Genomic DNA, 24,769 nt, shown 5'->3' with positions numbered 1-24,769 from the left:
CTCATGCACTAGGTTGCTATCAAAATTGCAGAAAGAGATTTTTAATGGTTTTTGTTGGTGGAGCCTAAGTCGCCGTAGTGACTCATATTCTCAGGGTTTCTTAACGTGGTTTCCTGGGAGTGTTTCTTCCCAAGGACATCCACTTCTTCCGCTGGGATGAGGGTACTTCCACCAAGCCGATGTCGCGTTAAGACACCTTCGGCCAGCCATTTCCATATGGTTGATTGGCTCTTACCTAGCGCCTGAGCGACTTCTGCTACTGAGTATGCTTTTCGGTCCATCACTGGCCTCCTCCGTTGCGTGTGCGGCCAATATGGAGGGCGTGCCGAAAAGCGGCTATGGTGTGAAAATGACGGAAAACAAAGATAACGCCCCATCGGAAACGGATGAAGTAATCGATTGGTTGGTAGGGCCGCATTGGCTGGATGGTTTGCTGCCGCTCGATGGCGACATGGTGCCCGAAGGCTATGACCCTGCTGGTGTTTTCAAAGTGGCAGAGGGCTTGTCGGAAGATGAAGCGTCCGCTGTGAACGAGGCGTGCCGAATAGTCAGCTATGGGATTTGGGCAAATGCGAAGATTGCAGGTAGGCAGAACAAGGGCAAAAAATCAGGTAGGAGGGCGCTGGAAAAGTTAGACAGGACGAGTAGCGGTGCCGCCGCAAGCTTCATACCTTCGCTGAAAAAATTGCTGAGTATCTATCCCATACTATCAGCTATTACATTTGAAGAAGAGGAAGCAGAGGAAGCTCAAACGGGGGAGGGCTGGTCTGTAATGCACAAGTTGGGTGATGGCGGCATGTCTGATGGTGAAGTGGTAGTTCTAGAAGCTCTGGCTCACGTGGGCTTGCCGCAGGATACGTTTCGCAGGCTTAAGGAATTGAACTACTTTCTCTCAGAAAAAGTACAAGAGATAGGCCAGTACGAAGAATATATTCAGGACCAAAAAATTAAAGATTCTGAACTAGATATAAGATCGTCCTGGCGTATGTTGTGGGTTCATGACGCTGCGCAGGTAAAAATCGATAAAAATACGTCCACCCACAGAAGGGCGAGGAGTTACCAGGAATTAAGAGATCGTTGGATACTGTCACTGGCAGATATATATAGGTTGTGCACAGGCTTGTGGCCTAGCTACGCGAGAGAGCCAGCGACAGCAGGACCAAAACCTAAAGCATTCCTGGAGTTTTGTCTTAGAGCCGCCCAAGTGGGAGACCTAATTGATATGGGTAAACATCCTACAAGGGGCGTCATATTCTTCACTGAGGAATCTGGGCTAACACACATCAGAGATACGATGAAACGTTACAACAAAGCGCGCTCCGCTTGGGAAGCAGCACAATGAGCGCCTGTCACATAAAGTGAGTACTGCGCCATAAGCCCCCTTCGCTGCTCCAACAGATCAGTCCTGTTATAACTTTGGCTGACTTTGTTCCCGAATTTATGCGCCAGTGCCGCCTCCGTTACTTCTTCACTGAATCCTTGATCAAGCCCCCATGTCTTTAGACAAGCCCTAAACCCATGAACGCTTGCGGTTTCTACAGCGATGCCCATTTTACGGAGCCGTATCCTCATTGTAGCGTCACTCATTGGCTTGTCGGGCGCCATCGGTGACCAAAATATGTAAGGATGGTTGTTGCGTACTTCTTCAAGTTTATCGAGCAGGTCCATCATCTCATCTGTCAGTGGGAGCACAAACTCATCGTATGTTTTTGTCCGCTCTGGAGGAATCACCCAGACCTTATCTTTGCGAGATATTTCATCCCATGTAGCCTTTAAAGTCTCGTCTGTTCGAGCACCTGTCAGGATTGTCCAACGTAGCGCCAGCGCCGACATCGATCCTTGACGGCACAAAGCAGCGTAAAAGGAGGGGACTTGCGATGCTGGCATGGCTGGGTGGGGTTTGCTTTTGGTCAGGTGCTTTGCGCGCCTTGGTAAAGCATCTTTGAGTAAAGCGATGTTGGCAGGATTCGCTCGGTCAAAAATTCCGTGTGCTGCGGCAAAATCAAAAACACTTTCGATACGCTGTCTGGTCCTTTTTGCGGTTTCAGCTTTTGTTAACCAAATTGGCTCTAACAGCCTAACAATGTCTGGGTGACGGATTTCCCCAATCTTAATGTTTCCGATATAGGGGAAAGCATACATCTCGAGAGTTCTCAGCCATTGCCAGATATGTTTCTCGTTTCGGAATGCTTGTTCTCTTGAGGCCGAGCACCGTCTAGCGACAGCCTCGAATGTATTACTTGAAGCCGCCGCCACAGCCTCATCCTTTCGCTTCTCCTCTTTCGGGTCGATACCTTCGGCAATGTGCTTGCGAAGATTCAGAGCCTTGTTTCGAGCTCCCTTTAAGCTGATGACAGGGTATGAACCGAGGCCCATATACTTCTGCTCACCATCGCGCTTGTACCGAAACATCCAGTATTTCGTCCCTCCCTTCTGTACCTGGATGTAAAGCCCTCGGACAGAGCCATCGGCGTAACGGCCTGGGCTCGATAAAGCCTTTAGCTTGGCGTTGTTCATCTGGCTCTCCCCTTTCCTGCCCAACCACTACCGCGTTGGCTGAATCGCCTCCATGGTGTGGTTTCGTTGCAGAACACGCAAAAAACACCACGCTTTAGATTGTGTTTCCTAGTGACACTTATAGTGACACTTTGAGCCTGTATTATATCAGATCAGCTCGGACGGATATAGAGATGAGATGCCGAAAATCCCAGAAACCTGCGGATAAATCGGTCTATACTAGACAAGCCTGGAGGGGATGCTGGTGGAGCCGAGGGGAATCGAACCCCTGACCTTCGCATTGCGAACGCGACGCTCTCCCATCTGAGCTACGGCCCCGTTAGCGTATCGGGTGCGCGACCGGACGAGCCGGCGCGGTGGCGGATAATGTGGCCGGTTTTTCGGGCCTGTCAAGGCGCGCGGCCAGATGAGAAAGGCTGGTCCTCTTTTCGCTTTGGGATATACTGGCCGCCGCCCGAGCCACGGCCTTGCACGAAAGAAAACCATGAATGCTTTAGCAGACCTTATTTACGCTGTTTTTTCGATTTATATCTATGTGCTCATCGCCACAGCCATTATCAGTTGGCTCACCGCTTTCAATATATTGAACACCCAGAACCAGTTTATACATACCGTGCTGGGCTTTCTCTACCGCATCACTGAACCGGCGCTCAGGCCGATCCGGCGCATCATCCCGTCGCTCGGCGGCGTCGATCTTTCGCCGATGATCCTGATTCTCGCGCTCTATTTCATCCGCAGTCTCATTGTCGACAATCTCGGCTGAGGGTCGGCAATCTCAGGTGAGGCATCGCCTGCCACCCGAAAACACGCCCGAAAACACTCCCTATGGCATGAATGATTCGGGCGTCCGCCTCGCCGTCCGCCTGACACCGAAGGCCGGACGCGCCGGCATTAACGGCATCGCGCAGACGGCCGACGGCGCGGCCTATGTGAAGGCCGCAGTCGCCGCGCCGGCTGAAGACGGCAAAGCCAACCGCGCCCTCCTCAAACTGTTGGCACGCGAACTCTGCCTGCCAGCGTCAGCGATGCATATAGCGTCCGGCGCCACGGCGCGGCAAAAAACGATACAAATCGTCGGCGACCAAACGGACCTTAAAAAACGCCTCGAACTGTTTTGTGGAGAATTAACATGAGCGACGCCAACATAACCGACGGCAAGGCCATGATAATCGACGGCAAGGCCATGGCCGCCGATCTGCGCGCCGATATCGGCCGCCGGGTGGCAATTCTGAAAGAGCGCCATGGCGTGACACCGGGCCTCTCGGTGGTGCTGGTCGGCGAAGATCCGGCGAGCGAGGTTTATGTGCGCAACAAGGGCAAGTCGACGCTCGAAGCGGGGATGAATTCGAACACCTATAAACTACCCGTCAGCGCCAGCCATGATGAAGTCATGGCCAAGGTCGTGGAACTGAACAACGACCCCACGGTGCATGGCATCTTGGTGCAATTGCCGCTGCCCGATCAGGTCGATTCAGACGCCATCCTCAACGCCATCAATCCCGACAAGGATGTCGACGGCTTTCACACGCTGAATGTCGGGCGCCTCCACAGTGGTCAGGACGCCATGGTGCCGTGCACGCCGGTCGGTTGTCTGCTGATGCTGAAGAAGGTCATCGGCGACCTCAGCGGCATGCAGGCGATCGTCGTCGGGCGCTCCAATATCGTCGGCAAGCCGATGGCGGCACTGTTATTGAAGGAGCATTGCACCGTGACCATCGCCCACTCGCGCACCCGCGATCTCGCGGCCGAATGCCGGCGCGCCGATATCGTCATCGCCGCGGTCGGGCGCGCGAGCATGGTGAAGGGCGACTGGATCAAGCCCGGCGCCACGGTGATCGACGTTGGCATCAACCGGATCGACGATGCCAGCAGGAAATCCGGCACGCGGCTGGTCGGCGATCTCGATTTCGACGAAGCGGTCAAAGTCGCCGGCGCGATCACGCCAGTGCCGGGCGGCGTCGGCCCGATGACCATTGCCTGCCTGTTGAAAAATACCCTGACCGCCGCTTGCCGCCAGGCCGGCGTGCCCGAGCCCGAGTAACGGCCGGGTGAAACCGCAAACCGGGAGAACGGGCTTAGCATGACCGGCAGTTTATGGAGTTTGGCGATCGCACTGGTCGTGTTTATTGGCATTCACTTGATGCCTGGCGTCCCGGGCCTGCGCAAGACGCTACGCGGCGCGCTGGGCAAGCAAGCCTACCGCGCCGTTTTTTCGCTGATCGCCATTGGCGGCACGGTGTGGATTGTCTTCGCCCATATGGACGCGCCCTACACGCAGCTCTGGGAGGCGCCGGGCTGGACCCAGCTGATCCCGCTCGCCGTGATGCCGCTGGTGTTGATACTGCTCGCCGGTATGTCCGCGCCCGGCATGCAGAAAGTCACCCGCCACCCCCTATTGTGGGCGCTCTTTCTATGGGCGGCGGCGCACATCCCGACAAACGGCGACGCCGCTTCGCTGATGCTGTTCGGCGCCCTCGCCCTGTTCGCGCTGATCGACCAACCGCTGGCAGACGCCAGAATCCGCCGCGAGGAGCCCGAACGCTGGGCTGAGAAATTTGCGGGCAGCTCGGCCATTCCGTTCGTCGCCGCGCTACGAGGTAAAGGACGGCCCAGCCTGAGGGAAATCGGATATGTCCGAATTGTTGCGGCGTTGGTTCTTTACCTCGTGATTCTATTCGCCCACGAGCATGTGATCGGCTTCAGCGCCCTGCCGGGCTAGCGCAAATTCCGAGCAGGTAGAATCACCTGCGACGATGCATTTGCAGGAATTAGAATGCGCTAGCGACGCTATTTTTGGCGTAGCCGAAGACGCAGCGCATTGAGCTTGATAAAGCCCTCGGCATCGCGCTGATCGTAGACTGTATCGGCCTCGAATGTGGCGTGGTCCTCGCTATAGAGGCTGGTCGGGGATTTTCGCCCCTGCACATAGACGCCGCCCTTATAGAGCTTGAGGCGCACAGTACCCTCGACCGATTTTTGACTGTCGTCGATGGCGGCCTGGATCATGTCGCGCTCCGGCGAGAACCAGAAGCCGTTATAGATAAGCTCGGCATAGCGCGGCATCAGCTCGTCTTTGAGATGCGCAGCGCCGCGGTCGAGGCACAGCGATTCGATGGCGCGATGCGCCTGCAACAGAACCGTGCCGCCCGGCGTCTCATAAACGCCGCGTGATTTCATGCCGACAAAGCGGTTTTCAACGATGTCGATGCGGCCGATGCCATGCGCGCCCGCCATTTCGTTAAGCCGGGTGAGGAGCGTGGCCGGCGACAAGGCTTCGCCGTCAAGCGCCACCGCGTCACCAGCGGCAAAGTCGATTTCTAGAATAAGCGGCGTATCGGGCGCGGCCTCCGGCGCCACCGAGCGCGTGTACATCTCTTCGTCGGGGCCGACCCAGGGATCTTCCAGCACCTTGCCCTCATAGGAAATGTGCAGAAGATTGGCGTCGGTTGAATAGGGCGGCGCGCCGCGTTTGTCGCGCGGGATGGGAATCTGGTGCTTCTCGGCATAGCGCACCAGATCCTCGCGCGACGCCAAATCCCATTCGCGCCACGGCGCGATGATGTGGATGTCCGGATCGCAGGCATAATAGCCGAGTTCAAAGCGCACTTGATCGTTGCCCTTACCAGTGGCGCCATGCGCGACCGAATCGGCGCCGACTTGATGGGCAATCTCGATTTGCCGCTTGGCAATCAGCGGGCGCGCGATCGAGGTGCCGAGCAGATACACACCCTCATATAGCGCGTTGGCACGGAACATCGGAAAGACGTAATCACGCACAAACTCCTCGCGCAAATCTTCAATAAAGATTTCCGAGACGCCCATGGCTTCGGCCTTGGTCCGTACCGAGTCGAGTTCTTCGCCCTGGCCGAGATCGGCGGTGAACGTTACCACTTCACAGCCATATTGCTCCTGCAACCAGCGCAGGATGATCGACGTATCGAGCCCGCCCGAATAGGCGAGGACGGTTTTCTTGATCGGCCGGTCTGAACTATTTTTCATGATGTTACGCCGCGCTTGATGGGAAGCGCGCGCAGTATAGGCAAAGTCGAACGCGCGGCAAGAACGGCCGGCTCAGAAATTGAACTATTGTTTCTTGTCCGGAAGCCGGCGCCCCTCGCGATCGGCCGCGGCATCGCCGAATTTTGGATTCACGGTGCGATGGGGATCGGCCGAAGGCGAGACGTCGGAGCGCTTATATTGGTACGGCATATAGCGGTTGGGCTCATCCGCGCCGGGCGATTTCTCATAGCTCGGCCAGCGGACGAAAGCAAAAATCCAAATCAACACGGCGGGCACGATATAGGGCGCAAATAGTACAACGGGGCTCTGATAAATACTGGTCACATAGGCAATCGCCAACGACACCAATAGCGCATAGGCCCACCACGGGTTCAGCCCCGCTTTGTTGAGAATTCGCCAATAGCACCAAATGGTAACCGCCAGCATGACGAGGTTCAACATTCCGTGTATTACCGGCATGGCTTTTTTCCTAGCGCCCGAATGGGTGGCTCGGCCAGCGGCTGGCCGCCAGCAGATAAGCGGTGATGGGCGGCCCGATGATCGGAACAAAGACAACCAAGGCCGGCCACCAGGGCAGTCCAGCCCGCTTGCAGATACGCGACAGCGGATAGATCACGACCAGCGCGAATACCAGGGAAGCAATAATCAGAAGTGGCGGATTCATTAGCGCCTCATGTGAGCGCCGCCTGAGGCGCGGCCGCTGGACCGGGTTTGGACAATCGTGCGGCGCGCGGTGTGCGCAGACTCTCGGAGCGGAGCTGCCCACAGGCGGCGGAAATATCGCGCCCGCGCGGTGTCCGCACCGGCGAAGAATAACCAGCCTTGTTGACGATGGTGGCGAATTTCGCGATGTCTTCGGGCTCTGAACATTCGTAGGGCGCGCCGGGCCAGGCATTGAACGGAATGAGATTGATTTTGGCCGGAATCCCAGCGATCAGGCGCACCAGCGCTTTGGCGTCCGCCGGCGAATCATTGATCCCCTTCAGCATGACATATTCGAAAGTAATGCGCCTTGCGTTCGACGCGGTGGGATAGCGCCGGCAGGCGTCGAGCAATTCCGCCAATGGATATTTGCGGTTGATCGGCATCAATTCGTCGCGCAGTTCATCGGTCACGGCGTGCAGCGATATCGCCAGGCCAACGCCGAGCTCCTTGCCGCAACGCTCGATCATCGGCGCCACGCCGGCGGTTGAAAGCGTGATGCGACGGCGCGATATCGACAGCCCTTCGGGGTCCATGGCGATACGGATCGCCTTGGCGACATTCTCATAATTAAACAGCGGCTCGCCCATACCCATCATGACGATGTTAGAGATCATTCTGCCGTCCTGGGGCGATGGCCATTCGCCGTAGCTGTCGCGCGCCACCAGGAACTGCGAGATGATCTCGCGCGCTTCCAAGTTGCGCACCAGGCGCTGGGTACCGGTATGGCAAAAACCGCAGGTCAAGGTGCAGCCCACTTGCGCCGACATGCACAACGCGCCGCGGTCCTCTTCGGGAATGTAGACGCTTTCGGCTTCCTGCCCGTCGGGAAAGCGCAACAGCCATTTGCGCGTGCCGTCTTCAGACAATTGGTCGCGGGTGATTTTGGGCCGCGCCAGAGTATAGGCGGCCGCCAATGCTTCGCGCAGCGCGCCGTTCAAACTCGACATGTGTGAGAAATCATCCACGCCGTGATGATAAATCCAATGCCAGAGCTGTTTGGCGCGCAGACTTGCGCTTTTTTCGGATTCGCCGATGTGCGCCACAGCCTGCGCCAACTCCGCCCGATCCATACCGATCAGGCTCACACGTTCGTCCACCGCCGATGCGCTTACGTCTTTCATGCGGTTGATATACGTGCCTGCGGCGAAAATTTCCACAACCGTGAACCGGCGTGGCGCAGTAATACGTAAAAACAAATGATTACGGGCAGGCCTTAACGATCGCTTTATGCGTCTTGCTGAAGCCTTTCAGCGAATAAGTATCAAGCGAATAGCTATCTTTTCGGGAGGTTCCGCGGACGGTCAAATTACTGCCTCGGATCATCGCCTGGACGGCGACTTTGTCTTCATCGGCGTTGTTGGCCCAGGCATGTTCGTCCTGAATGATGCCAAATTTGAAACCGCGGCCATCAATTTGTAAGCTGATCGGCGAACCATCCTTGTAGGGATAGCCCGAGGTGACACTCACTTCTTCGACCACGACGGAGCCGCGGCGCCGTGTGATCATCGCGTTCGGCGCGCTGCGCTTGGTGTAATTGCCTTCCTGCTTGGTCGGCTGCGCGTACATGTAACACGTCAGCTTGCCGCCTTCTTTGTAGGTAAAAGCCGTCCAAGCGCCGTTCTTGCTCAATTCTTCCTGCGCCAGCGCTTGGCCGGCCACGCCGCCCACCGCCACAAGGGCGGCGAAGAAGAGGGCACTAACGGCGAGGGACGGTGAACCAAAGAGTCTCAGGAATTGCACGCGCATGTGACTAGGATATCCCGATAGCCAGCCAGGTTCCAGGGCATTTTCCATACTTGATCGGGAGAGGCTCAAACTGGCTTCGGCCGGCGCCGGGTCGGTGCGCCATAGACATGGGCTGGGCGCGGCGTCGATGGGGCGCGCGGATTGAGCGGACGGTCACCAAAGCGGCCAAGCGCCAGCATGCGATCATACATGACGATCGCCCCGGCAACCCCGAGATTTATCGAGAAACGCGCCGGAATCCGCACCACATGGTCACAACGCTCGACAAGTTCCGGTGACAGCGAGCCGCGCTCTGGGCCGAGCACATAGGCGGCGTTCAGAGGGTGCGGAAAGATCGGCAGATCAACCGCCTCGTCCATCAATTCGATTCCGACAAGGGCGCAGCCATCAGGCAAATTCAACTCAGCGACGCTGGCGAAGCGATAAAACGGTACATGTTCGTGCGTCTTCGCGGTATCTGAGCCGGCGCCAGCATACTCGGCGGCGATGGTAAACACGAAACCCGCGCCGAAGGCATGCGCCGAGCGCATCAAATTGCCGACATTGAACGGCTTGCTCACGCCCTCAACGCCGACGCCAAAATACCCACGCATGATATCCGTCATGGTCGTAAGCTTGCAGCCCGCACACCGTCAAGGCAAGTTGTCTTGGTATCGGAGCTACGGATTGTACCGCGATGCATGGATCAAAATATCTCGCAGCCAACCAGGGCGCAAAATAGTAGGCAGCGGCATGGCGAAGATAAGGAATGCGGATCGGTCCGTTCACCGGCAGTACGAAGCCTATCCCTATCCGCCGCGTGACCCAGCGGACGAAGCAAAGCGATTGATTACCGGCTCGCCCAGCAGCCTGCTCGAAATCGAGCATTATGTACGCGGCGAACGGTGCACGGCGGACTCACCGTTCCGCGTCTTGATCGCCGGCGGCGGCACGGGCGACGCGACCATCATGCTAGCGAGCCAATTGCGCGCGCGCGCGATCGACGCCGAAATAATCCACATAGATATTTCTACCGCATCGCTTGATATCGCGCGCGACCGCGCTGCCGCCCGGCGCCTCGACAGCATCAAATTTCTCCAGGCCTCTCTGACCGATCTGGCGCCGCTTGGCCTCGAGAAGTTCGATTACATCGATTGTTGCGGGGTGCTGCATCATCTCGAATCGCCGGCGGAAGTTCTGCGGGAGCTGGCGAACGCGCTCAAGCCGGGCGGCGGCATCGGGCTCATGCTCTATGGCCGTTTGGGACGGACCGGTGTCTACGAGGCGCAATCTTTGCTGCGTTTATTGGCGGATGATCCACTCGACCAGGCGCGTATCGATAGTGCCCGCGCGCTTCTCAGCGATTTGCCACCGACAAATTGGCTGCTGCGCAATTCTCATGTCGGCGATCATCAGAACGCCGGCGATGCGGGCATCTATGACTTGCTCCTGCATCGCCGCGACCGCGCCTATTTGGTCGATGAAATATTTGCGCTGGCGGCCGAGGCCGATCTCAGAATCACCGGCTTCATCGAGCCGGCGCGCTACGATCCGCTCAACTATTTGCGGAATGCGGACCTGCGCAAGAAAGCGGTGGCGCTGACCTGGCCGGAGCAATGCGCCGCGGCCGAACTCATAGCGGGCAACATGAAGGTTCATATCTGTTATCTGGTACCTTCCGCGCACTTGTCGTGCGGGCAAGCACGCGAGGTGCCGCTCCGGTTGGGCATGGCGGGTGTGGTTCCGGTGCTCAACAATGTCTCGCCCGAGGCGCTGGCCGGCCGCTTAAAAGGCGCGCCTGCCCTGTCGCTCGATTTCGACGGCGCAAAGATTCGCCTTGTGCTGCCCGAGCAAGCGGCGGCCCTAACCGCTCTGGTCGATGGCGACTGCGGGCTGGAGGAAATCCGCCGCCGCCTTGGCAAAGCGGGACAGAAACTATCGCCTGGCGCCTTCACGCGCCAGTTTGAGACTCTCTACAAAGCGCTTAACGGTATAAATACGATGCTTCTGCGATAAGCGGCAACAGTTGCGCCGAGCGGCGGCTGGGGCCATATACGCAACCTGTGACCGGGACGCTACGAAGCAAAAAAGATGACCAAGGCCGGACGGCAGAGCGAAATTATCGACCGTAGTGCGTTCGATGCGGCGCTGGCGGCCACTGAATGGCGACCGGGCGGCGGCGGCAGCCGCGACGAAGCGCTTGATCTGTGCAAGAATTATCTATCGGCGGGCCGCACGGTGCTGGGGGAGCGGCTTGAGCACGGGGCGCGCGGCAGCGCCCTGGTCGCCGGATACACCTTCTTGATCGACGAAATTCTCGCCGTTCTCTATGACCATGCGGCGGAGCGACTGTTCCCCGGGCCCAACCCGACTAGCGGCAATCGGTTGGCTTTTGTCGCGGTCGGCGGCTACGGCCGCGCCGAACTTTCGCCTTATTCGGATATTGATCTGTTGTTTCTCCATCCGTGGAAACTCACTGCACGCAGCGAACAGATCATCGAATATGTACTTTATATGTTGTGGGATATGGGCCTGACTGTGGGTCATGCGACACGCTCGATCGCCGATTGCCTGGCACGCGCGCGCAGCGACATGACGATCCGCACCAGTATTCTCGAATCGCGCTATTTGCGGGGCGACAAGGCTCTGTTTCGTGAACTCCGTCAGCGCTTTTGGGACGAGATCGTTCCCGGCGGCGAAGGCGATTTCGTCGCCGCCAAACTGACCGAGCGCGATGCCCGCCATCAGCGCACCGGTGATTCACGCTACCTGCTGGAACCCAATATCAAGGACGGTAAAGGCGGCTTGCGCGATTTGCATACGTTGTTCTGGATTGCCAAATATCTCTATCGCGTGCCGCGCTTCGCCGATTTGATCGAGCGCGGCTTGCTCACCCGCAAGGAACAGGTCCGTTTCGCCCGCGCCGAAGGGTTCTTGTGGAAAGTGCGCGCGCATTTGCACCTCGCCGCGGGCCGAGCTGAAGACCGTCTGACGTTCGATATTCAGCCCGAAATCGCGCGCCGCATGGGCTACGACGACCGCGACGGCAATCTCGCCGTCGAACGCTTCATGAAACATTATTTTCTGGTCGCCAAGTCGGTCGGAGAATTGACCCGCGTGCTGTGCGCTTTGCTCGAAGCGGACCACCTGGACGATGCGCCCCAGCGCATCGGCGCCGGCGGACCCTCGCCGGCAGCAGACGGATTGGGCACCGAAGGCGGCCGCCTTACTGTATTGGCCGAGGATTCGTTCGATGAACGGCCCGTGCGTCTGATTAAACTGTTCCGCCTCGCGCAAACCGGTGGCCTCGACATCCATCCGCGAACGCTCAGACTGGTGTATCAACGCCTGCACCTGATCGACCGCAGCTTGCGCGCGGATGACGAGGCCAACCGCCTATTCATGGCGCTGTTAAGCGACACTGAAGCGCCTGAGCAGGCGCTTCGCATGATGAACGAAGCCGGTGTGCTGGGACGCTTCATTCCCGAATTCGGCCGCATCGTTGGCCAGACCCAGCACGATATGTACCATGTCTATACGGTCGACGAGCACACCCTGCGTGCGATCGGAATCCTGTCGCAGATCGAGCGCCGCGAGCTTGCGGAAGAGCTGCCCTTAGCGACCGAAATCGCACCCAAGATCCTATCGCGCGGCGTCCTCTATCTTGCCCTCTTCCTGCATGACCTCGCCAAGAGTGGGCGCGGGAATCATTCGGAGGCGGGGGCGCGAATCGCAAATAAGCTGGGGCCGCGGTTGGGCTTGTCGGCGGAAGAAACCGAGCAAACCGCCTGGCTGGTCCGCAATCATTTGATCTTCAGCGATACCGCCTTCAAGCGCGACGTCAACGACCCGCAAACGCTGGCCGATTTTATCGCTCAGGTTCAATCGGTGGAGCGTCTCCGCCTGTTAACTGTGCTCACCGCAGCCGACATCCGCGCTGTCGGGCCGGGGCGCTGGAATGCGTGGAAAGGCGCGCTTTTGCGCGAGCTTTATCACCGCGCTGAAGAAGTGCTGACCGGCGGGCATGAAGCGAAAGGAAAGGCGGGGCGTGTCACCGCCGCGCAGAACGCCTTGCGCGCGACCCTTGATGATTGGCTGAGCGAAGATATAGACCGCTTTACCACCCGTCTGTTTCCGCCCTATTGGCTTGCTTTTGAAAGCGACACCCATGCGCGCCACGCCCGTCTTGTCCGCGACGCCGATGCGCGCGGCGCGTTTTTGGAGCTGGATACGCGGGTCGACGAGAAGCGCGCGGCAACGGAGATCACCCTCTACGCCAAAGATCAGCCCGGCATGTTCGCCGCCGTGGCCGGCGCCATGGCTGCTGCCGGCGCCAGCATTGTCGACGCCAAGGTGTTCACCACATCCGACGGCATGGCGCTTGACGGATTTTGGGTTCAGGACGCCATCGGCGGCCCGTTTGAAGACGCGGAAAGACTGGCACGCATGCTCGGTCTGTTAGAGCAGGCGTTGATCGGCGATCCGACGTTTGACGACGCGCTCGACGGCAGACGCGATCTGCCCGCACGGCGCCGCGCCGCGCATGTCATTTCACGCGTCCTGGTCGACAACCGCGCCAGCAGCAAACACACGGTGATTGAGATCAATGGTCGCGACCGGCCGGGTCTCCTCTACGATATTGGCGGCGCGCTGACCCAGCTCGGCCTGTCGATCGTGACCGCGCATATTTCCACCTACGGCGCCCAGGCAGTCGACGTATTTTACGTCAAGGACCGCTACGGACTACAGGTGACCAAGAATGCAGAAATCGAGCGCGTGCGGACGCGCCTTCTCGCCGCTTTGGATGAGCCGGAGCCGGGCGTCAGGCCGGTGGCTGCAACAGCGGCGGCGGAATAGCGATGATTCCCCCGCGCAGCCTAAGCGACCTAAACCACCGATCCTTGGTATAAGAGCGCCGCATCATGGCATTGGGGCGCTGGGTCGCGACGGTCGGAAGCTATACCCTTGCCTCACGGTTGCTCGGCTTCGTCCGCGACATTTTGATTGCCGCCGTTCTCGGCGCCGGGCCGGTTTCAGACGCATTCTTCGTCGCCTTCAAGCTGCCCAATTTTCTCCGCCGCCTGTTCGCAGAAGGCGCCTTCAACGCGGCGTTTGTGCCGCTATTTGCCGGAGAACTCGAACAGCATGGCCGCGAATCGGCCAAGGCGTTCGCCGAAGAAGTGCTTGCGGTTCTGCTCTGCGTGTTGCTGCTGCTCGTGGTGGTGGCGCAGATTGTCATGCCGTGGCTGATGTACGTCCTGGCGCCTGGCTTTGCCGACGACCCAGAAAAATTCGACCTCACGGTACAGCTCACACGTATCGCCTTTCCCTACATTCTATTCATTTCTCTGGTGTCGCTGCTGGGCGGCGTGTTGAATTCGCTATACAAGTTCGCCGCCGCCGCAGCCACGCCGATCATCTTGAATCTGTGTTTGATCGCCGCACTTCTCGGCCTCTCCCATTGGACGGAAACGCCAGGGCATGCGTTGGCGATCGGCGTTTCGGGCGCCGGCGTACTGCAATTCGCCTGGCTCATCGTGGCGCTGCGGCGCGCCGGCATTGCGCTCAGGCTGCTGCGCCCGCGACTGACGCCGCGCGTCAAACATATGTTGATCATCATTGCGCCCGCGGCGCTTGGCGCCGGTGTTGCTCAGGTAAATCTCCTCGTCGATGTGATTATCGCCTCGCTCTTACCGGAAGGCGCGATTTCGTACCTTTATTATGCCGATCGAATAAACCAATTACCGCTCGGCGTGATCGGCGTGGCGGTCGGCACGGCACTGCTGCCGCTGTTGTCGCGCCAGCTCCGCGGTGGCGACGACAAAGCCGCCGGGCATAGTCAAAACCGCGCCGTCGAAGGCGCGCTTCTGCTGACATTGCCGGCGGCAGCAGCGCTGATGATTATCGCTGAGCCCGTCTTATCGGTGCTATTTGAGCGCGGTGCCTTTACTTCTGTGGCGACCGGCGCCTCGGCGGACGCGTTGATTGCCTATGCCGCCGGTCTGCCGTCTTTCGTCATGATCAAGGTTTTGGTGCCTGGTTATTTCGCCCGTCAGGACACGAAGACGCCGGTGCGCATTGCAATCGTCTGCCTGACGATCAACATCGCGCTTAATTTGATTTTAATGGGCCCGCTCGGGCATGTCGGTATCGCTTTGGCGACGACACTTGCAGGCTGGCTCAATGCAGCTTTGTTGGCGCGCGGCCTGCATCGGCGCGGCTATTTCACCGCCGACGCACGCCTGCGCCGCCGCCTGCCGCGCATGCTGGCAGCCACGGCGGCGATGACCGCGGCGCTGTGGGCGGTCTCGTCAGCGCTGTCGGGCCCGCTCGGCGCGTCGCTTGGCACCGGGATTGGCAGTCTGATCGCGCTGATGTTCACCGGCGTCCTCGTCTATGGCGTCATGGCACGGGCCGTCGGCGCCATCTATCTAACCGACTTGAAAGATTTTTGGCGCTCCGACGGAGCTGGCGGCGGCGGCGGCGGCGAAAACAACGGCGCTTGAACGGGCCTGCCTGCATCTCTTGACCGGGGCGAGCCGGCGCGCCATAAATCCGGCGCTCCCGGGAGCCCCGGGCGCTAATTATTTGTTCAAACAGACGCGGTCTGACGGCCAGTTCGGAGCATGGCGCAATGAATCGAATTTTCTCGGGTGTTCAACCGACCGGCAATTTGCACCTCGGCAATTATCTCGGTGCCATCAAAAATTGGGTCAAAATGCAGGACGATTTCGAATGCATCTATTGCATCGTCGACCTGCACGCCATCACCGTCGCACAAGACCCCACCGAGCTCACCGCCAACACGCGTGAAGTCACCGCCGGCCTGATCGCCGCCGGCATCGATCCGGCGCGCTCCATCATCTTCAATCAAAGCCGGATCGCCGCTCATGCGGAACTGGCCTGGATTCTCAACTGCTTCACGCCGCTCGGCTGGCTCAACCGCATGACCCAATTCAAGGAGAAAGCCGGCAAGAAGCGCGACAACGCGATGCTCGGCCTCTACGCCTATCCGGTGTTGATGGCGGCCGATATTCTGCTCTACCGCGCCACCCATGTGCCGGTCGGCGAAGATCAGAAACAGCATCTGGAACTATCACGCGATATCGCCGGCGCCTTCAACCGGAGCTACAACCAGGAATATTTCCCATTGCCAGAGCCGCTGATCCTCGGCGAAGCGACGCGGGTGATGAGCCTGCGCGACGGGCGCGCGAAAATGAGCAAATCGGAACCGTCCGAAAATTCCCGCATCAATTTGACCGATGATGCCGATACCATTCAGCGAAAGATTCGCCGCGCCAAAACCGATTCGGAGCCGGGCATGAGTTACGACCCGGAAAATCGTCCGGAAGCGACAAACCTGCTCGGCATCTACGCTGCGCTAGCCGACGAAACCGTCGCGGCGGTGACATCGCGCTTCGAAGGCAAGGGATTCGCCGAATTCAAGGTCGAGCTAGCGGAGCTTGCCGCCGCCAAGCTGGAACCAATTGCCGCAGAGATGCGCCGGCTCATGGCATCGACCGACTTTATCGACGATATCTTGCGCAAAGGCGCAGAACGTGCCGCCAGCATCGCTGATCCGAACCTCGCCGACATAAAGAAAATCATTGGTCTTCTCGATCCCTGAATTGACCTGTAAATTTACTTGTGAATTTCGGCCGCTAACATTTTTCTTGCGCTGAAGGGCCTGCAAGCGCGATACACAAAGCGTGCCCCAACAGGCGGCGTCCATGGAAATCTATCTCCCGATAGCGGAAATCTCGACCAATGTGTTTCTGCTGCTCGGCCTCGGCGGAGCGATCGGCTTTCTGTCGGGTATGTTCGGCGTCGGCGGCGGCTTTCTGATGACGCCGCTGCTGATCTTTCTCGGCGTGCCACCAACGGTGGCGGTCGGCACCGGCACCAATCTGATCGTGGCGGCGTCGGTCTCTGGCATGATGGCGCATTGGCGGCGCGGAAATGTCGATTTCCGTATGGGTGCGCTCCTGTTCAGCGGCGGCATCGGTGGCTCCTGGCTCGGCGTGTGGCTGTTTAAGGCATTGCGCGAAGCCGGCCAGATCGACTTGGTGATCTCACTTTTTTATGTCGTTTTCCTGACCGTCGTCGGCAGCCTGATGGGCGCTGAAAGCGTGCGCGCCGCGCTGCGGCGGAACACCAGCCGGCGGCGCAAGGCGCATCAGCACAATTGGTTCCATGGCCTGCCGTTCAAGCTCCGCTTTCGGCGCTCAAAACTTTATGTGAGCGCGCTGCCGCCGATTGTCGTTGGCTTTTTGATGGGGTTGCTGGCGGCGTTCATGGGTGTCGGCGGCGGCTTCATCATGATTCCGGTGATGATCTACCTGATCGGCATGCCGACAAGCGTCGTCGTCGGCACGTCGCTGTTCGGCATCGTCGTGGTCAGTACCGTCTCGTCCTTTGCTCACGCCGTCCAAAATCACAATGTCGATATTATTCTGGCTCTCTTGCTCGCGGTGGGCGCGGTGATCGGCGCGCAGTATGGCAGTCGGTTCAGCCAGCGGATCAAAGGAGAATATCTGCGCGGCCTCTTGGCGGTCATGGTATTGGCCGTTGGCGGGCGACTGCTGTACGGATTGGTGGCACGCCCCGAAGATCTTTACAGCGCCACCTTGATGGTGATGCGCTGATGATCAGATGGAACCTCATGGCCGGGGCGATGCTGGTGCTGTTCGGCGCCCTGATGGGCGCGCCGATGAATGTCAGCCTCGGGGCCGGCAATGAACCGCTCGTCGTCGATCTTCTGCCGCAAAGAATTGAGATCGATTCGAGCTTTAGCGGAAGCACCGTCATTCTATTCGGCGTGAAAACCGTGCCGGGCGACATCATTGTCACTCTGCGTGGACCGGAGGCGCCGGTGGTCGTGCGCCGCAAGCGCCGGGTTGCCGGTATTTGGATCAATCGGGATTCGGTCGCGTTTCGCGACGTTCCGCAATATTACGCGCTCGCCGCCTCTCGCCCGGTCGAAGAGTTAATGAATGTGCAAGAACTCAACCGCAATCAGATCGGCAGCGACCATATTCTTCTCAATACGATCTGGACACGAACCATGGAGGAGGTCGACAATTTCCGCGAAGCTGTTCGGCGCGGGCGCATGACGGAGGACCTATACGCGCCCGAAATCGGTGAAATTGTGATCATCGACGATAGCTTGTTCCGGGCCACGCTGACGTTGCCGGCAAATGTTCCGACCGGTGAGTATGTGGCGGAAACGATCTTGGTGCGCGACGGCGAAATATTGAGCCGGCGGGAAGCGCATCTCACGGTCGAGAAATCCGGCATATCAGCCGAAATATATGACTTCGCCAAAGGACAGGGTGCACTCTACGGCCTAATTGCCATCGCCGCGGCGCTGCTCGCAGGATGGGCCGGCGGCGTCGCCTTCCGGAAAAATTGACAATCCTTTAGGGGCTGCCATGAAAAAATCTAAGAATTCGCACGTCAGGGAGCACATCGCCGGCGAGATTACGTTTCTTGTCTGCGTGGCACATGACGATCATTCCGCCGTTGCCGCGCGCTTCGCGGCGATGCGGGCGCAAAACTCCGGCGGCGGGGTAGCGCTCCTGCATGTGACACAGCCGCCCGAATTTCAGCATTGGGCAGCGGTCGGCGAACGCATGCGCGAGGAAACCCAAGAAGAAGCGCAAGCGATGCTCAACGAACTGGCCGGCGAGGTGGAAGCGTTGCTCGGCGCGAAGCCGGCGCTGCATATCCGCGAAGGACGCATCGGCGAGGAAATTTTGGCCCATATCGAAGAAAGCGAATCGATCGATCTTTTAGTGGTCGGTGCGGCGCCGCCCGACGACGGCCACGGCTCCTTGATATCGTGGCTGGCCGGCCAGCTTGCTGGGCGCCTCAATATACCGCTGGTCGTGGTGCCTGGGAATCTGAGTGACCAACAGCTCCGCAATTTGACCTGAAAAATCGAAATCGAGAGCCAAAGGCAGGCAAATTCTGACCGCCCAAGGCGCCCTGGCCAAGGAAGCCTGAATTCGTCGAGTCAGGCAAAATGGCAATCCTCCCGAATTAGCCGATTTTGTTAACTATATATTTACCTTCACAACCAATGCCTTCCGCGCAAGGGTTGATATATTGAACCGTCTGGCCCACATTCCGCCCGCAAAATTGAGCAATCCCTTCAGGATTGCCTGCCGACACAGGAAGACACAGGAATGTTTATTCAAACTGAACAAACCCCCAATCCCGCCACATTAAAGTTCCTTCCGGGACAAGTGGTTTTGGCAGAAGGAACGCTGGACATTCGCGACGCGGACGCGGCCCAGAGCTCGCCCTTGGCGGCGCGCCTGTTTCTCGTCGATGAGGTCGAAGGTGTGTTCTTTGGCAGCGACTTCGTTACCGTTACCAAATCCGAAGACGCCGACTGGCAGATGCTAAAGCCGGTCATTCTTGGCGTTATCATGGAGCACTTCGTCTCGGGAAAACCCGTGATGCTGGATACTGCGGATATCGGTGCGGCCCATACGGATGGCGATGAAACTGGTCCCGATGCCGAAATTATCGGCCAGATCAAAGAATTGCTGGATACACGGGTGCGCCCCGCCGTCGCTATGGACGGCGGCGATATCGTGTATCGGGGATTTCAGAATGGTGTGGTGATGTTGCAGATGCAGGGTTCCTGTCAGGGCTGCCCGAGCTCAACCGCGACCTTAAAAATGGGCATCGAAAATATGCTGCGGCATTACATCCCCGAAGTCGTCGAAGTTCGCGCGGTTTAGACGGCACAATTCTGTGGCGGCAGTGCGGGCAGAGAGACCCCACCGATCTGGGAGTGAGTGTGCAAATTAATTCCGTGAGAGCGAGGCAGGCTGATTCGGGCGATGCTCAGAATCGAGCGCTGTCGTGGACCGACGTTCCTTTATTTGCGCCGGCGCTGGCGGTGTTGGCGAGCGCCGCCATTGCGGTATCGGCCCTCGCGGTTTTCACGCCGCCCAAAAATCAAACAGCGGAAGTTTCCGTTCACCTGGAATCCCCGGCCTCCGAACACGCTATCGCTGCGGCGGCGCAACGAGCGGTTCGGCCGGTGCGAACGGAACGCCTGAGCCAGGTCGATGACGAAGACATTGCGGACGACAGTGACAACCGCGGCGGATTTTCTGCCGTCACTCTCGCCAACATGCTGCTGCTCGCCAAAGTGGACGGCAACCTGCCCAGCGCTGCCGCTGAGGCATTTGTGCAGCAAAAAGCAGCCGAGGAGAACGTGAATTTAAAAGGGTTCCGGCATGGCATTGCCCGCCCTGTCACCCAAGCAACGCTCGAATTGCCTGTCGAACAGGCGGCGAAACAGGCTGCGGTCAAGATACCCGTACCCAACCCCGCCGGGAAACCTGTTCTGGATGGCCAGATCGGAAGTGTCGCGGCATTGGACGCCCATTTTGAGCGCATTGATTACGATTTGGCGACTGTGCGCGATAGCGGCGACAACGTACCCCGCCTCTATCTTGATAAATTGCCGGCCGACATTGCCGATGTCCCGTCCGTCACGACGCGAAAGCGCATTTTCATCAAGTCCGTCTTGCCTGTCGTTCTTCGGGTCAACGAGGATATCCTCGCGGCGCGCCAGAGATTACAAGAATTGCGTGCGATATTGGACAGCGGCCTATCGTTGACCGACGCGCAGCGTGACTGGCTCCACCAAATGGCCGAGCGTTATGAAACGGCTCCCTATGATTGGGACGCGTTCATGGAGCGGGTCGATATTGTTCCACCTTCTCTCGCCATTGCACAGGCGGCTGAGGAATCAGGCTGGGGAACGTCGCGCTTTGCGCGTGAAGGCAATGCGCTGTTTGGCCAATATACCTACAAGGCATCGCATGGCATGTTGCCGGAGCAGCGCGCCAGCGGGCAGCATCACCTTGTGCGCGCCTATTCGAACTTGGTCGAGGGCACGCGTTCCTATGTGCATAATTTGAACTACCATCGCGCCTATGGTGAATTCCGAGCGGCGCGAAAATGGCTGCGCAGCCACGCCAAGCCGATGGATGGCCTCACATTGGCGGGAGAGTTGATCCGGTATTCCGAACGCGGCGCGGCCTATGTTGAGACCATCCGGCGCATCATCCGCGTTAACGAATTGGCGCCGCTTGACGATGCCCAGCTGCATGACGAGCGCTGGACCCTGGGCGTTCCCGCCCTGCCAGGCCGGCAATCCTGATTGCTGCGCCAAACCTCTGAGAAAACTCAGGGAACGAGAAACTGCATACCAAGCCAGCGCCAGCGCCTATCCGGACCTGGGAGTGTACAATTGACACGGTTTCGCCCGCGCTGAAGCGGCTTTGTCATGCGCAGTTCGACCCGTCTTTCGCCCAGTAATTCCACCTGCACCGGGCCCTGACCGGATACGAAACAAGCCAGCGCGCCGATATCCTCTAGAGATTCGTCAATAGTAAAGCCGATATGGGGCGGATTGCGCACCACGATCGGTTCCGCCGGCGTGACATCATGAACGGGAATCGGCAGGGTGTTCACGATCAGCCGGAAGCGCTCGATACCGCCATAGGCTTCGTTCAGGGAAAATCGTGGCAAAGCGAACGGATCCACCGATTTGTCGGCGACGCCTGAATTCTGTCCGAACGCGACTTCAAACCCCAACTCCTCAATGAGGCCACGCAGCGCCAAATTATATTCGCCGTACGGATAGGCGAACAGACGCGGCGAAAAACCCAGTTCGGCCTGGAAACGCGTCTGCGCGCTCGCGATGTCGCGTCGCGCTGCCACCAAATCAAGGCGCCACAAATGCTCGTGCGAGGAGCTGTGATTAGCAATCGTTACGCCGGCATTGGCCAAGGTGCGGATGTCATCCCAACTCATCGAGCGCACCCGCTGCTGGTCGATGGCATCGGTGGCAACAAACAGAGTGAATGGAAAACCGGCCTCACGCAGACGCGGCCAAGCCTCGCTAATCACAGATTTCGCGGCGTCGTCAATGGTGATGCCCACCGTTTTCTCAGGCAATGGCTGCCCGCTACGCAGCGCCGCAATGATATGCGGTACCGGCAACACCGTGTAGCTACCCGATCGCAGATAGGCGAGATGCGCTTCGAATTGCTTTAGCGTAATGTTTGTCGACGGCAAATCGGCTTCGTCAAAGCGGTGATATTGCAAAATTACCGCCGAATCCGCAGCCTGACCCACAGCCGGAAAGCCCACAGCCGAAACGCCAACCGCCGGAACTCCGACGGCCGCGCACAATAGCGCCGCCGCCATCTTCAATCTTGTCCAGCGATCAAGCCGCATGGTTCCCGTCATCTTTTTCAATCCGTCATCATCCCGGTGCGCGCGGCGCTATCCCACAAGAGCGGATATGTGCGCGGATTGTAAAGCTGATAGTGCCACCATTCGTTTAAATAATGGTCCCACCCGGCACTGGCCATCAGGCCCAGCAATAAATATCGATTGCGCCTAATCTCCGGCGCAAGAGTTGGACAGTTGTGAAAAGCCCGGGCGCTGAAATCGTCGAACGGCGTGCCCATATCTAGCGCAACACCATCCGCGCGACGCACCAAAGTAAGATCGATGGCGATGCCGCGCGAATGCGGCGAGCCGCTGCGCGGGTCGGCCAGAAAGACCGGGTTGGGATCGTGATTCCATAATTTCCACTGCGCTTCCACCGGCCGATAAGCATCAAATATTCGAAACCTCAGATCCAGTTCGCGTGCCAGCACAATTGCTCTGGCCAACGCCCCGGCGGCATTGCTATGGAGCCAACAGGCGGCGTGCCGATAGATCGGCTTACCGGTAATATTGTTCGCGGTCGCATAGGCAAGCGCCAGTTCAATATCATATTCAGGAGAGGAAATTCTGGTCAGGGTCATAATGCCGGAGCGGCTGCTAGATGCCGCCAAGTCCTTAAATTGATGCGAATTCGCGCCGATGCCCTTGGTGCCGTCCATCAGCTTGTCGAGGCCGCCCTGGCGATGTTAGAGGTAGGGAAGCCTTAAATTCAAATTCGCCGTTTCATAGCTTCCATTGGCTGAATAGCGTCCCAGTGGCTGAATGATAACAAATTAGAGTGCCGTGAAAAACGATGAAGCTTCTTGCTCTCGACGCCGCCACGACGGCCTGCTCAGTGGCCTGTTGGTCGGGCGGCGCCGTTATCGCCCAACGCGAGGAAACCGCCGACAGACGCCAGGCTGAAATTCTCATGCCGATGGTGCAAAGCACCATGCGCGAGGCCGGCTTCGATTATCACATGTTGGATTTGATCGCGGTAACCACTGGACCAGGTTCGTTCACCGGTGTCCGCATCGGGCTGGCGACAGCGCGCGGCCTCGCCCTCGCCTCCGGCCTACCGCTTACCGGTATTACCACCTTGCAGGCGCTTGCCGCCGCGCCGCCGCCGGACGAACGCCGGGGCGGACTAATCCTTGCCGTATTAGATGCCCGGCGAGACCAACTCTATGGCCAATTCTTCGATAAGAAAGGCGAGGCCGCCAGCGAGCCATTCGCGGCCGCGGCTGCAGCGATACCGGGCCGCTACGAGAATATTTCTCCGGGCGCGGCTTCACTTCTGCTGGTCGGGAGCGGTGCTGGATTGGCAGCCCGCGCGCTCGACGAATCGCGGCACCCTTACCACTATTCCGAGAGCCCGCCCTTTCCCAGCGCGGCAACGATTGCGGCGTTGGTTGCAGCACGCGGATTCGTTCCTGCGGCAAACACCCCGGTCGCGCCGTTTTACCTGCGCGAGCCTGGCGTTACTCCTGCCGCAACGGATCGCGAGAGGGTGTGATGGAAACGCTATCGCCCGACGCCTTTGCAATCGAAATAGTGAAGACATACGACCTGCCGGCCATCGCGTCGCTGCATGCAATTTGTTTCGAGGATTCCTGGCATGCCGAGCTGCTGGGAAGGATATTATCGGCGCCCGGCGCATTTGGCTTTTTTAGCCGTCCAAGCGGCAAGGCCGTCGGCTTTATACTGTGCCGCTCGAGCGGACAGGAAGGTGAAATTCTATCTCTCGCCGTGGCACCAAGCCTAAGGCGTAGCGGATTGGGCGGGGCGCTGTTGGACGCGGCGATGAGGCATGCTGCAAACCAAGCGATTGAAGCGCTATTTCTCGAGGTGGCGGAGGACAATGTGGCGGCGCGACGTCTCTACCAGAAATTTGGCTTCGCGGTCGTCGGGAGGCGCCCGCAATATTACCGGCGACGCTATGGGCCAAGTGTCGACGCGATGACTCTTCGCTTCAATCTTAAATCGGCGGGACGATGTGAAAACTAACTAAATCCCGATAACCGATGATTTACCCACATTGCCTTCACTCTAATGATTAACTATAAAATAGAAAATTGATTCTTTCTGACTGGAACTTGTATGACAAGTGCAAATAATTCGACGATTTTATTAGAATTAACCGCCGAAATCGTCACTTCGCATGTATCGAATAATAGCGTAGCACCAGATTTTTTGCCCAATTTCATCAAAAACGTACATGCTTCACTTTCCACTGCCACAGCCGAACAGCTAAGATTTATCGATAGTCCGCGCCACCCGGCAGTGTCGATCGGAAGCTCCATATCGAGCGATTTTCTCGTTTGCCTTGAAGATGGCAAGAAACTGAAAATGCTGCGCCGGCATCTCAGGCGGGCCTATGGGATGACACCGGAGCAGTATCGCGCGCGCTGGGGACTGCCCTCGGATTATCCCATGGTCGCGCCGAGTTACGCGGCAAAGCGGAGTGAACTTGCTAAAAAAATGGATCTCGGCACCAGGCTTGGCCAACCGCGCTGATACACGGCCCCTGCGCGCCCGAGCCGCCGCGCAGGACACT

The 24,769-nt window shown here is 58.5% G+C and carries 26 protein-coding genes and 1 tRNA gene; 17 read left to right on the top strand and 10 right to left on the bottom strand.

The window, feature by feature from the left end; all coding sequences use genetic code 11:
• The first annotated feature begins 265 nt into the window (after positions 1-265).
• Positions 266-1,342 (top strand): hypothetical protein, encoded by a 1,077-nt coding sequence (locus O3A94_05525; GenBank protein ID MDA1355715.1) that lies wholly within the window; start codon positions 266-268, stop codon positions 1,340-1,342.
• Here the strand turns inward: O3A94_05525 and O3A94_05520 are convergent.
• Positions 1,303-2,517 (bottom strand): integrase arm-type DNA-binding domain-containing protein, encoded by a 1,215-nt coding sequence (locus O3A94_05520; protein ID MDA1355714.1) that lies wholly within the window; start codon positions 2,515-2,517, stop codon positions 1,303-1,305. The two genes, O3A94_05525 and O3A94_05520, sit on opposite strands and share 40 nt — an antisense overlap.
• 242 nt (positions 2,518-2,759) lie before the next feature.
• A tRNA-Ala gene (locus O3A94_05515) sits at positions 2,760-2,835 on the bottom strand.
• A 166-nt stretch (positions 2,836-3,001) separates the two neighbouring features.
• Between O3A94_05515 and O3A94_05510 the strand changes: the two genes are divergently transcribed.
• From O3A94_05510 to O3A94_05495, 4 genes are read left to right on the top strand one after another with little or no spacing between them, the layout of a single operon-like run.
• Positions 3,002-3,280, top strand: a complete 279-nt coding sequence (locus O3A94_05510; protein ID MDA1355713.1) for a YggT family protein — start codon at positions 3,002-3,004, stop codon at positions 3,278-3,280.
• Positions 3,281-3,296: 16 nt separating this feature from the next.
• Positions 3,297-3,650, top strand: coding sequence for a DUF167 family protein (locus O3A94_05505; GenBank protein ID MDA1355712.1), 354 nt, complete (start codon positions 3,297-3,299; stop codon positions 3,648-3,650).
• Positions 3,647-4,558, top strand: a complete 912-nt coding sequence (gene folD / locus O3A94_05500; GenBank protein MDA1355711.1) for a bifunctional methylenetetrahydrofolate dehydrogenase/methenyltetrahydrofolate cyclohydrolase FolD — start codon at positions 3,647-3,649, stop codon at positions 4,556-4,558. Before O3A94_05505 ends, folD begins: the two co-directional genes overlap by 4 nt.
• 39 nt (positions 4,559-4,597) lie before the next feature.
• On the top strand, positions 4,598-5,236 hold the full coding sequence (locus tag O3A94_05495) for an NnrU family protein (protein ID MDA1355710.1): 639 nt from the start codon (positions 4,598-4,600) through the stop codon (positions 5,234-5,236).
• 68 nt (positions 5,237-5,304) lie between these two features.
• Here the strand turns inward: O3A94_05495 and O3A94_05490 are convergent, their stop codons facing one another.
• The 6 genes from O3A94_05490 to O3A94_05465 form a co-directional block, all read right to left on the bottom strand.
• A complete protein-coding gene (locus tag O3A94_05490) occupies positions 5,305-6,516 on the bottom strand; it encodes an argininosuccinate synthase (protein ID MDA1355709.1) in 1,212 nt (403 codons plus the stop codon).
• An 84-nt stretch (positions 6,517-6,600) separates the two neighbouring features.
• On the bottom strand, positions 6,601-6,996 hold the full coding sequence (locus tag O3A94_05485; protein MDA1355708.1) for a hypothetical protein: 396 nt from the start codon (positions 6,994-6,996) through the stop codon (positions 6,601-6,603).
• Positions 6,997-7,006: 10 nt separating this feature from the next.
• Positions 7,007-7,201, bottom strand: a complete 195-nt coding sequence (locus tag O3A94_05480) for a hypothetical protein (GenBank protein ID MDA1355707.1) — start codon at positions 7,199-7,201, stop codon at positions 7,007-7,009.
• Positions 7,202-7,208: 7 nt separating this feature from the next.
• Positions 7,209-8,363, bottom strand: coding sequence for a 23S rRNA (adenine(2503)-C(2))-methyltransferase RlmN (gene rlmN, locus O3A94_05475; protein ID MDA1355706.1), 1,155 nt, complete (start codon positions 8,361-8,363; stop codon positions 7,209-7,211).
• Between the two features lie 79 nt (positions 8,364-8,442).
• Positions 8,443-8,988 (bottom strand): invasion associated locus B family protein, encoded by a 546-nt coding sequence (locus O3A94_05470; GenBank protein ID MDA1355705.1) that lies wholly within the window; start codon positions 8,986-8,988, stop codon positions 8,443-8,445.
• Between the two features lie 65 nt (positions 8,989-9,053).
• Entirely contained in the window at positions 9,054-9,593 is a 540-nt protein-coding gene (locus O3A94_05465) for an RNA methyltransferase (GenBank protein ID MDA1355704.1), read from the bottom strand.
• A gap of 127 nt (positions 9,594-9,720) precedes the next feature.
• On the opposite strand from O3A94_05465, the gene O3A94_05460 reads away from it, so the two are divergent.
• The 9 genes from O3A94_05460 to O3A94_05420 all read left to right on the top strand — a co-directional run bounded on the left by O3A94_05460 (position 9,721) and on the right by O3A94_05420 (position 21,154).
• A complete protein-coding gene (locus tag O3A94_05460; GenBank protein MDA1355703.1) occupies positions 9,721-10,983 on the top strand; it encodes a methyltransferase in 1,263 nt (420 codons plus the stop codon).
• A gap of 75 nt (positions 10,984-11,058) precedes the next feature.
• Positions 11,059-13,824 (top strand): [protein-PII] uridylyltransferase, encoded by a 2,766-nt coding sequence (locus tag O3A94_05455; GenBank protein MDA1355702.1) that lies wholly within the window; start codon positions 11,059-11,061, stop codon positions 13,822-13,824.
• 65 nt (positions 13,825-13,889) lie between these two features.
• Positions 13,890-15,473 carry a murein biosynthesis integral membrane protein MurJ gene (gene murJ, locus O3A94_05450; GenBank protein ID MDA1355701.1) on the top strand — a complete coding sequence of 528 codons (1,584 nt, stop codon included), beginning with the start codon at positions 13,890-13,892 and terminating at the stop codon, positions 15,471-15,473.
• A 128-nt stretch (positions 15,474-15,601) separates the two neighbouring features.
• Positions 15,602-16,594 (top strand): tryptophan--tRNA ligase, encoded by a 993-nt coding sequence (gene trpS / locus O3A94_05445; GenBank protein MDA1355700.1) that lies wholly within the window; start codon positions 15,602-15,604, stop codon positions 16,592-16,594.
• A 103-nt stretch (positions 16,595-16,697) separates the two neighbouring features.
• On the top strand, positions 16,698-17,612 hold the full coding sequence (locus tag O3A94_05440) for a sulfite exporter TauE/SafE family protein (protein MDA1355699.1): 915 nt from the start codon (positions 16,698-16,700) through the stop codon (positions 17,610-17,612).
• Positions 17,612-18,379, top strand: coding sequence for a TIGR02186 family protein (locus tag O3A94_05435; protein ID MDA1355698.1), 768 nt, complete (start codon positions 17,612-17,614; stop codon positions 18,377-18,379). Before O3A94_05440 ends, O3A94_05435 begins: the two co-directional genes overlap by 1 nt.
• Before the next feature lie 19 nt (positions 18,380-18,398).
• Positions 18,399-18,902, top strand: a complete 504-nt coding sequence (locus O3A94_05430) for a universal stress protein (protein MDA1355697.1) — start codon at positions 18,399-18,401, stop codon at positions 18,900-18,902.
• A 252-nt stretch (positions 18,903-19,154) separates the two neighbouring features.
• Positions 19,155-19,718, top strand: a complete 564-nt coding sequence (locus O3A94_05425) for a NifU family protein (GenBank protein MDA1355696.1) — start codon at positions 19,155-19,157, stop codon at positions 19,716-19,718.
• A gap of 59 nt (positions 19,719-19,777) precedes the next feature.
• Entirely contained in the window at positions 19,778-21,154 is a 1,377-nt protein-coding gene (locus tag O3A94_05420; protein MDA1355695.1) for a glucosaminidase domain-containing protein, read from the top strand.
• A gap of 26 nt (positions 21,155-21,180) precedes the next feature.
• Here the strand turns inward: O3A94_05420 and O3A94_05415 are convergent, their stop codons facing one another.
• Both O3A94_05415 and ddpX read right to left on the bottom strand, forming a co-directional pair.
• Complete coding sequence (locus O3A94_05415; protein ID MDA1355694.1) at positions 21,181-22,248, bottom strand: polysaccharide deacetylase family protein; 1,068 nt, start codon at positions 22,246-22,248, stop codon at positions 21,181-21,183.
• Between the two features lie 5 nt (positions 22,249-22,253).
• A complete protein-coding gene (gene ddpX / locus O3A94_05410; GenBank protein MDA1355693.1) occupies positions 22,254-22,892 on the bottom strand; it encodes a D-alanyl-D-alanine dipeptidase in 639 nt (212 codons plus the stop codon).
• 134 nt (positions 22,893-23,026) lie between these two features.
• On the opposite strand from ddpX, the gene tsaB reads away from it, so the two are divergent.
• From tsaB to O3A94_05395, 3 genes are all read left to right on the top strand, one after another.
• Positions 23,027-23,728 (top strand): tRNA (adenosine(37)-N6)-threonylcarbamoyltransferase complex dimerization subunit type 1 TsaB, encoded by a 702-nt coding sequence (gene tsaB / locus O3A94_05405; GenBank protein ID MDA1355692.1) that lies wholly within the window; start codon positions 23,027-23,029, stop codon positions 23,726-23,728.
• Entirely contained in the window at positions 23,728-24,219 is a 492-nt protein-coding gene (gene rimI, locus O3A94_05400; GenBank protein ID MDA1355691.1) for a ribosomal protein S18-alanine N-acetyltransferase, read from the top strand. The genes tsaB and rimI overlap by 1 nt, the downstream gene beginning before the upstream one ends.
• Before the next feature lie 93 nt (positions 24,220-24,312).
• Positions 24,313-24,729: a MucR family transcriptional regulator gene (locus O3A94_05395; protein MDA1355690.1), complete on the top strand. Its 417-nt coding sequence runs from the start codon at positions 24,313-24,315 to the stop codon at positions 24,727-24,729.
• The last annotated feature ends 40 nt before the right edge of the window (positions 24,730-24,769 follow it).

This window comes from Pseudomonadota bacterium (assembly GCA_027624955.1).
GTDB lineage: Bacteria > Pseudomonadota > Alphaproteobacteria > UBA828 > UBA828 > PTKB01.
Note: the sequence above shows the minus strand (reverse complement) of the source record. Positions and strands in the feature narration are given on the sequence as shown.

Bases quoted from the DNA above. Each gene is read 5' to 3' on its own strand.
- O3A94_05415 (MDA1355694.1), bottom strand. From the start codon at position 22,248: ATGACGGGAACCATGCGGCTTGATCGCTGGACAAGATTGAAGATGGCG.
- O3A94_05395 (MDA1355690.1), top strand. From the start codon at position 24,313: ATGACAAGTGCAAATAATTCGACGATTTTATTAGAATTAACCGCCGAA.
- O3A94_05465 (MDA1355704.1), bottom strand. From the start codon at position 9,593: ATGACGGATATCATGCGTGGGTATTTTGGCGTCGGCGTTGAGGGCGTG.
- O3A94_05525 (MDA1355715.1), top strand. From the start codon at position 266: ATGCTTTTCGGTCCATCACTGGCCTCCTCCGTTGCGTGTGCGGCCAAT.
- O3A94_05470 (MDA1355705.1), bottom strand. From the start codon at position 8,988: ATGCGCGTGCAATTCCTGAGACTCTTTGGTTCACCGTCCCTCGCCGTT.
- O3A94_05480 (MDA1355707.1), bottom strand. From the start codon at position 7,201: ATGAATCCGCCACTTCTGATTATTGCTTCCCTGGTATTCGCGCTGGTC.
- trpS (MDA1355700.1), top strand. From the start codon at position 15,602: ATGAATCGAATTTTCTCGGGTGTTCAACCGACCGGCAATTTGCACCTC.
- O3A94_05435 (MDA1355698.1), top strand. From the start codon at position 17,612: ATGATCAGATGGAACCTCATGGCCGGGGCGATGCTGGTGCTGTTCGGC.
- rimI (MDA1355691.1), top strand. From the start codon at position 23,728: ATGGAAACGCTATCGCCCGACGCCTTTGCAATCGAAATAGTGAAGACA.
- O3A94_05460 (MDA1355703.1), top strand. From the start codon at position 9,721: ATGGCGAAGATAAGGAATGCGGATCGGTCCGTTCACCGGCAGTACGAA.
- ddpX (MDA1355693.1), bottom strand. From the start codon at position 22,892: ATGGACGGCACCAAGGGCATCGGCGCGAATTCGCATCAATTTAAGGAC.
- rlmN (MDA1355706.1), bottom strand. From the start codon at position 8,363: ATGAAAGACGTAAGCGCATCGGCGGTGGACGAACGTGTGAGCCTGATC.
- O3A94_05520 (MDA1355714.1), bottom strand. From the start codon at position 2,517: ATGAACAACGCCAAGCTAAAGGCTTTATCGAGCCCAGGCCGTTACGCC.
- tsaB (MDA1355692.1), top strand. From the start codon at position 23,027: ATGAAGCTTCTTGCTCTCGACGCCGCCACGACGGCCTGCTCAGTGGCC.
- O3A94_05430 (MDA1355697.1), top strand. From the start codon at position 18,399: ATGAAAAAATCTAAGAATTCGCACGTCAGGGAGCACATCGCCGGCGAG.
- O3A94_05490 (MDA1355709.1), bottom strand. From the start codon at position 6,516: ATGAAAAATAGTTCAGACCGGCCGATCAAGAAAACCGTCCTCGCCTAT.
- O3A94_05425 (MDA1355696.1), top strand. From the start codon at position 19,155: ATGTTTATTCAAACTGAACAAACCCCCAATCCCGCCACATTAAAGTTC.
- O3A94_05510 (MDA1355713.1), top strand. From the start codon at position 3,002: ATGAATGCTTTAGCAGACCTTATTTACGCTGTTTTTTCGATTTATATC.
- O3A94_05440 (MDA1355699.1), top strand. From the start codon at position 16,698: ATGGAAATCTATCTCCCGATAGCGGAAATCTCGACCAATGTGTTTCTG.
- O3A94_05485 (MDA1355708.1), bottom strand. From the start codon at position 6,996: ATGCCGGTAATACACGGAATGTTGAACCTCGTCATGCTGGCGGTTACC.
- O3A94_05455 (MDA1355702.1), top strand. From the start codon at position 11,059: ATGACCAAGGCCGGACGGCAGAGCGAAATTATCGACCGTAGTGCGTTC.
- folD (MDA1355711.1), top strand. From the start codon at position 3,647: ATGAGCGACGCCAACATAACCGACGGCAAGGCCATGATAATCGACGGC.
- O3A94_05495 (MDA1355710.1), top strand. From the start codon at position 4,598: ATGACCGGCAGTTTATGGAGTTTGGCGATCGCACTGGTCGTGTTTATT.
- murJ (MDA1355701.1), top strand. From the start codon at position 13,890: ATGGCATTGGGGCGCTGGGTCGCGACGGTCGGAAGCTATACCCTTGCC.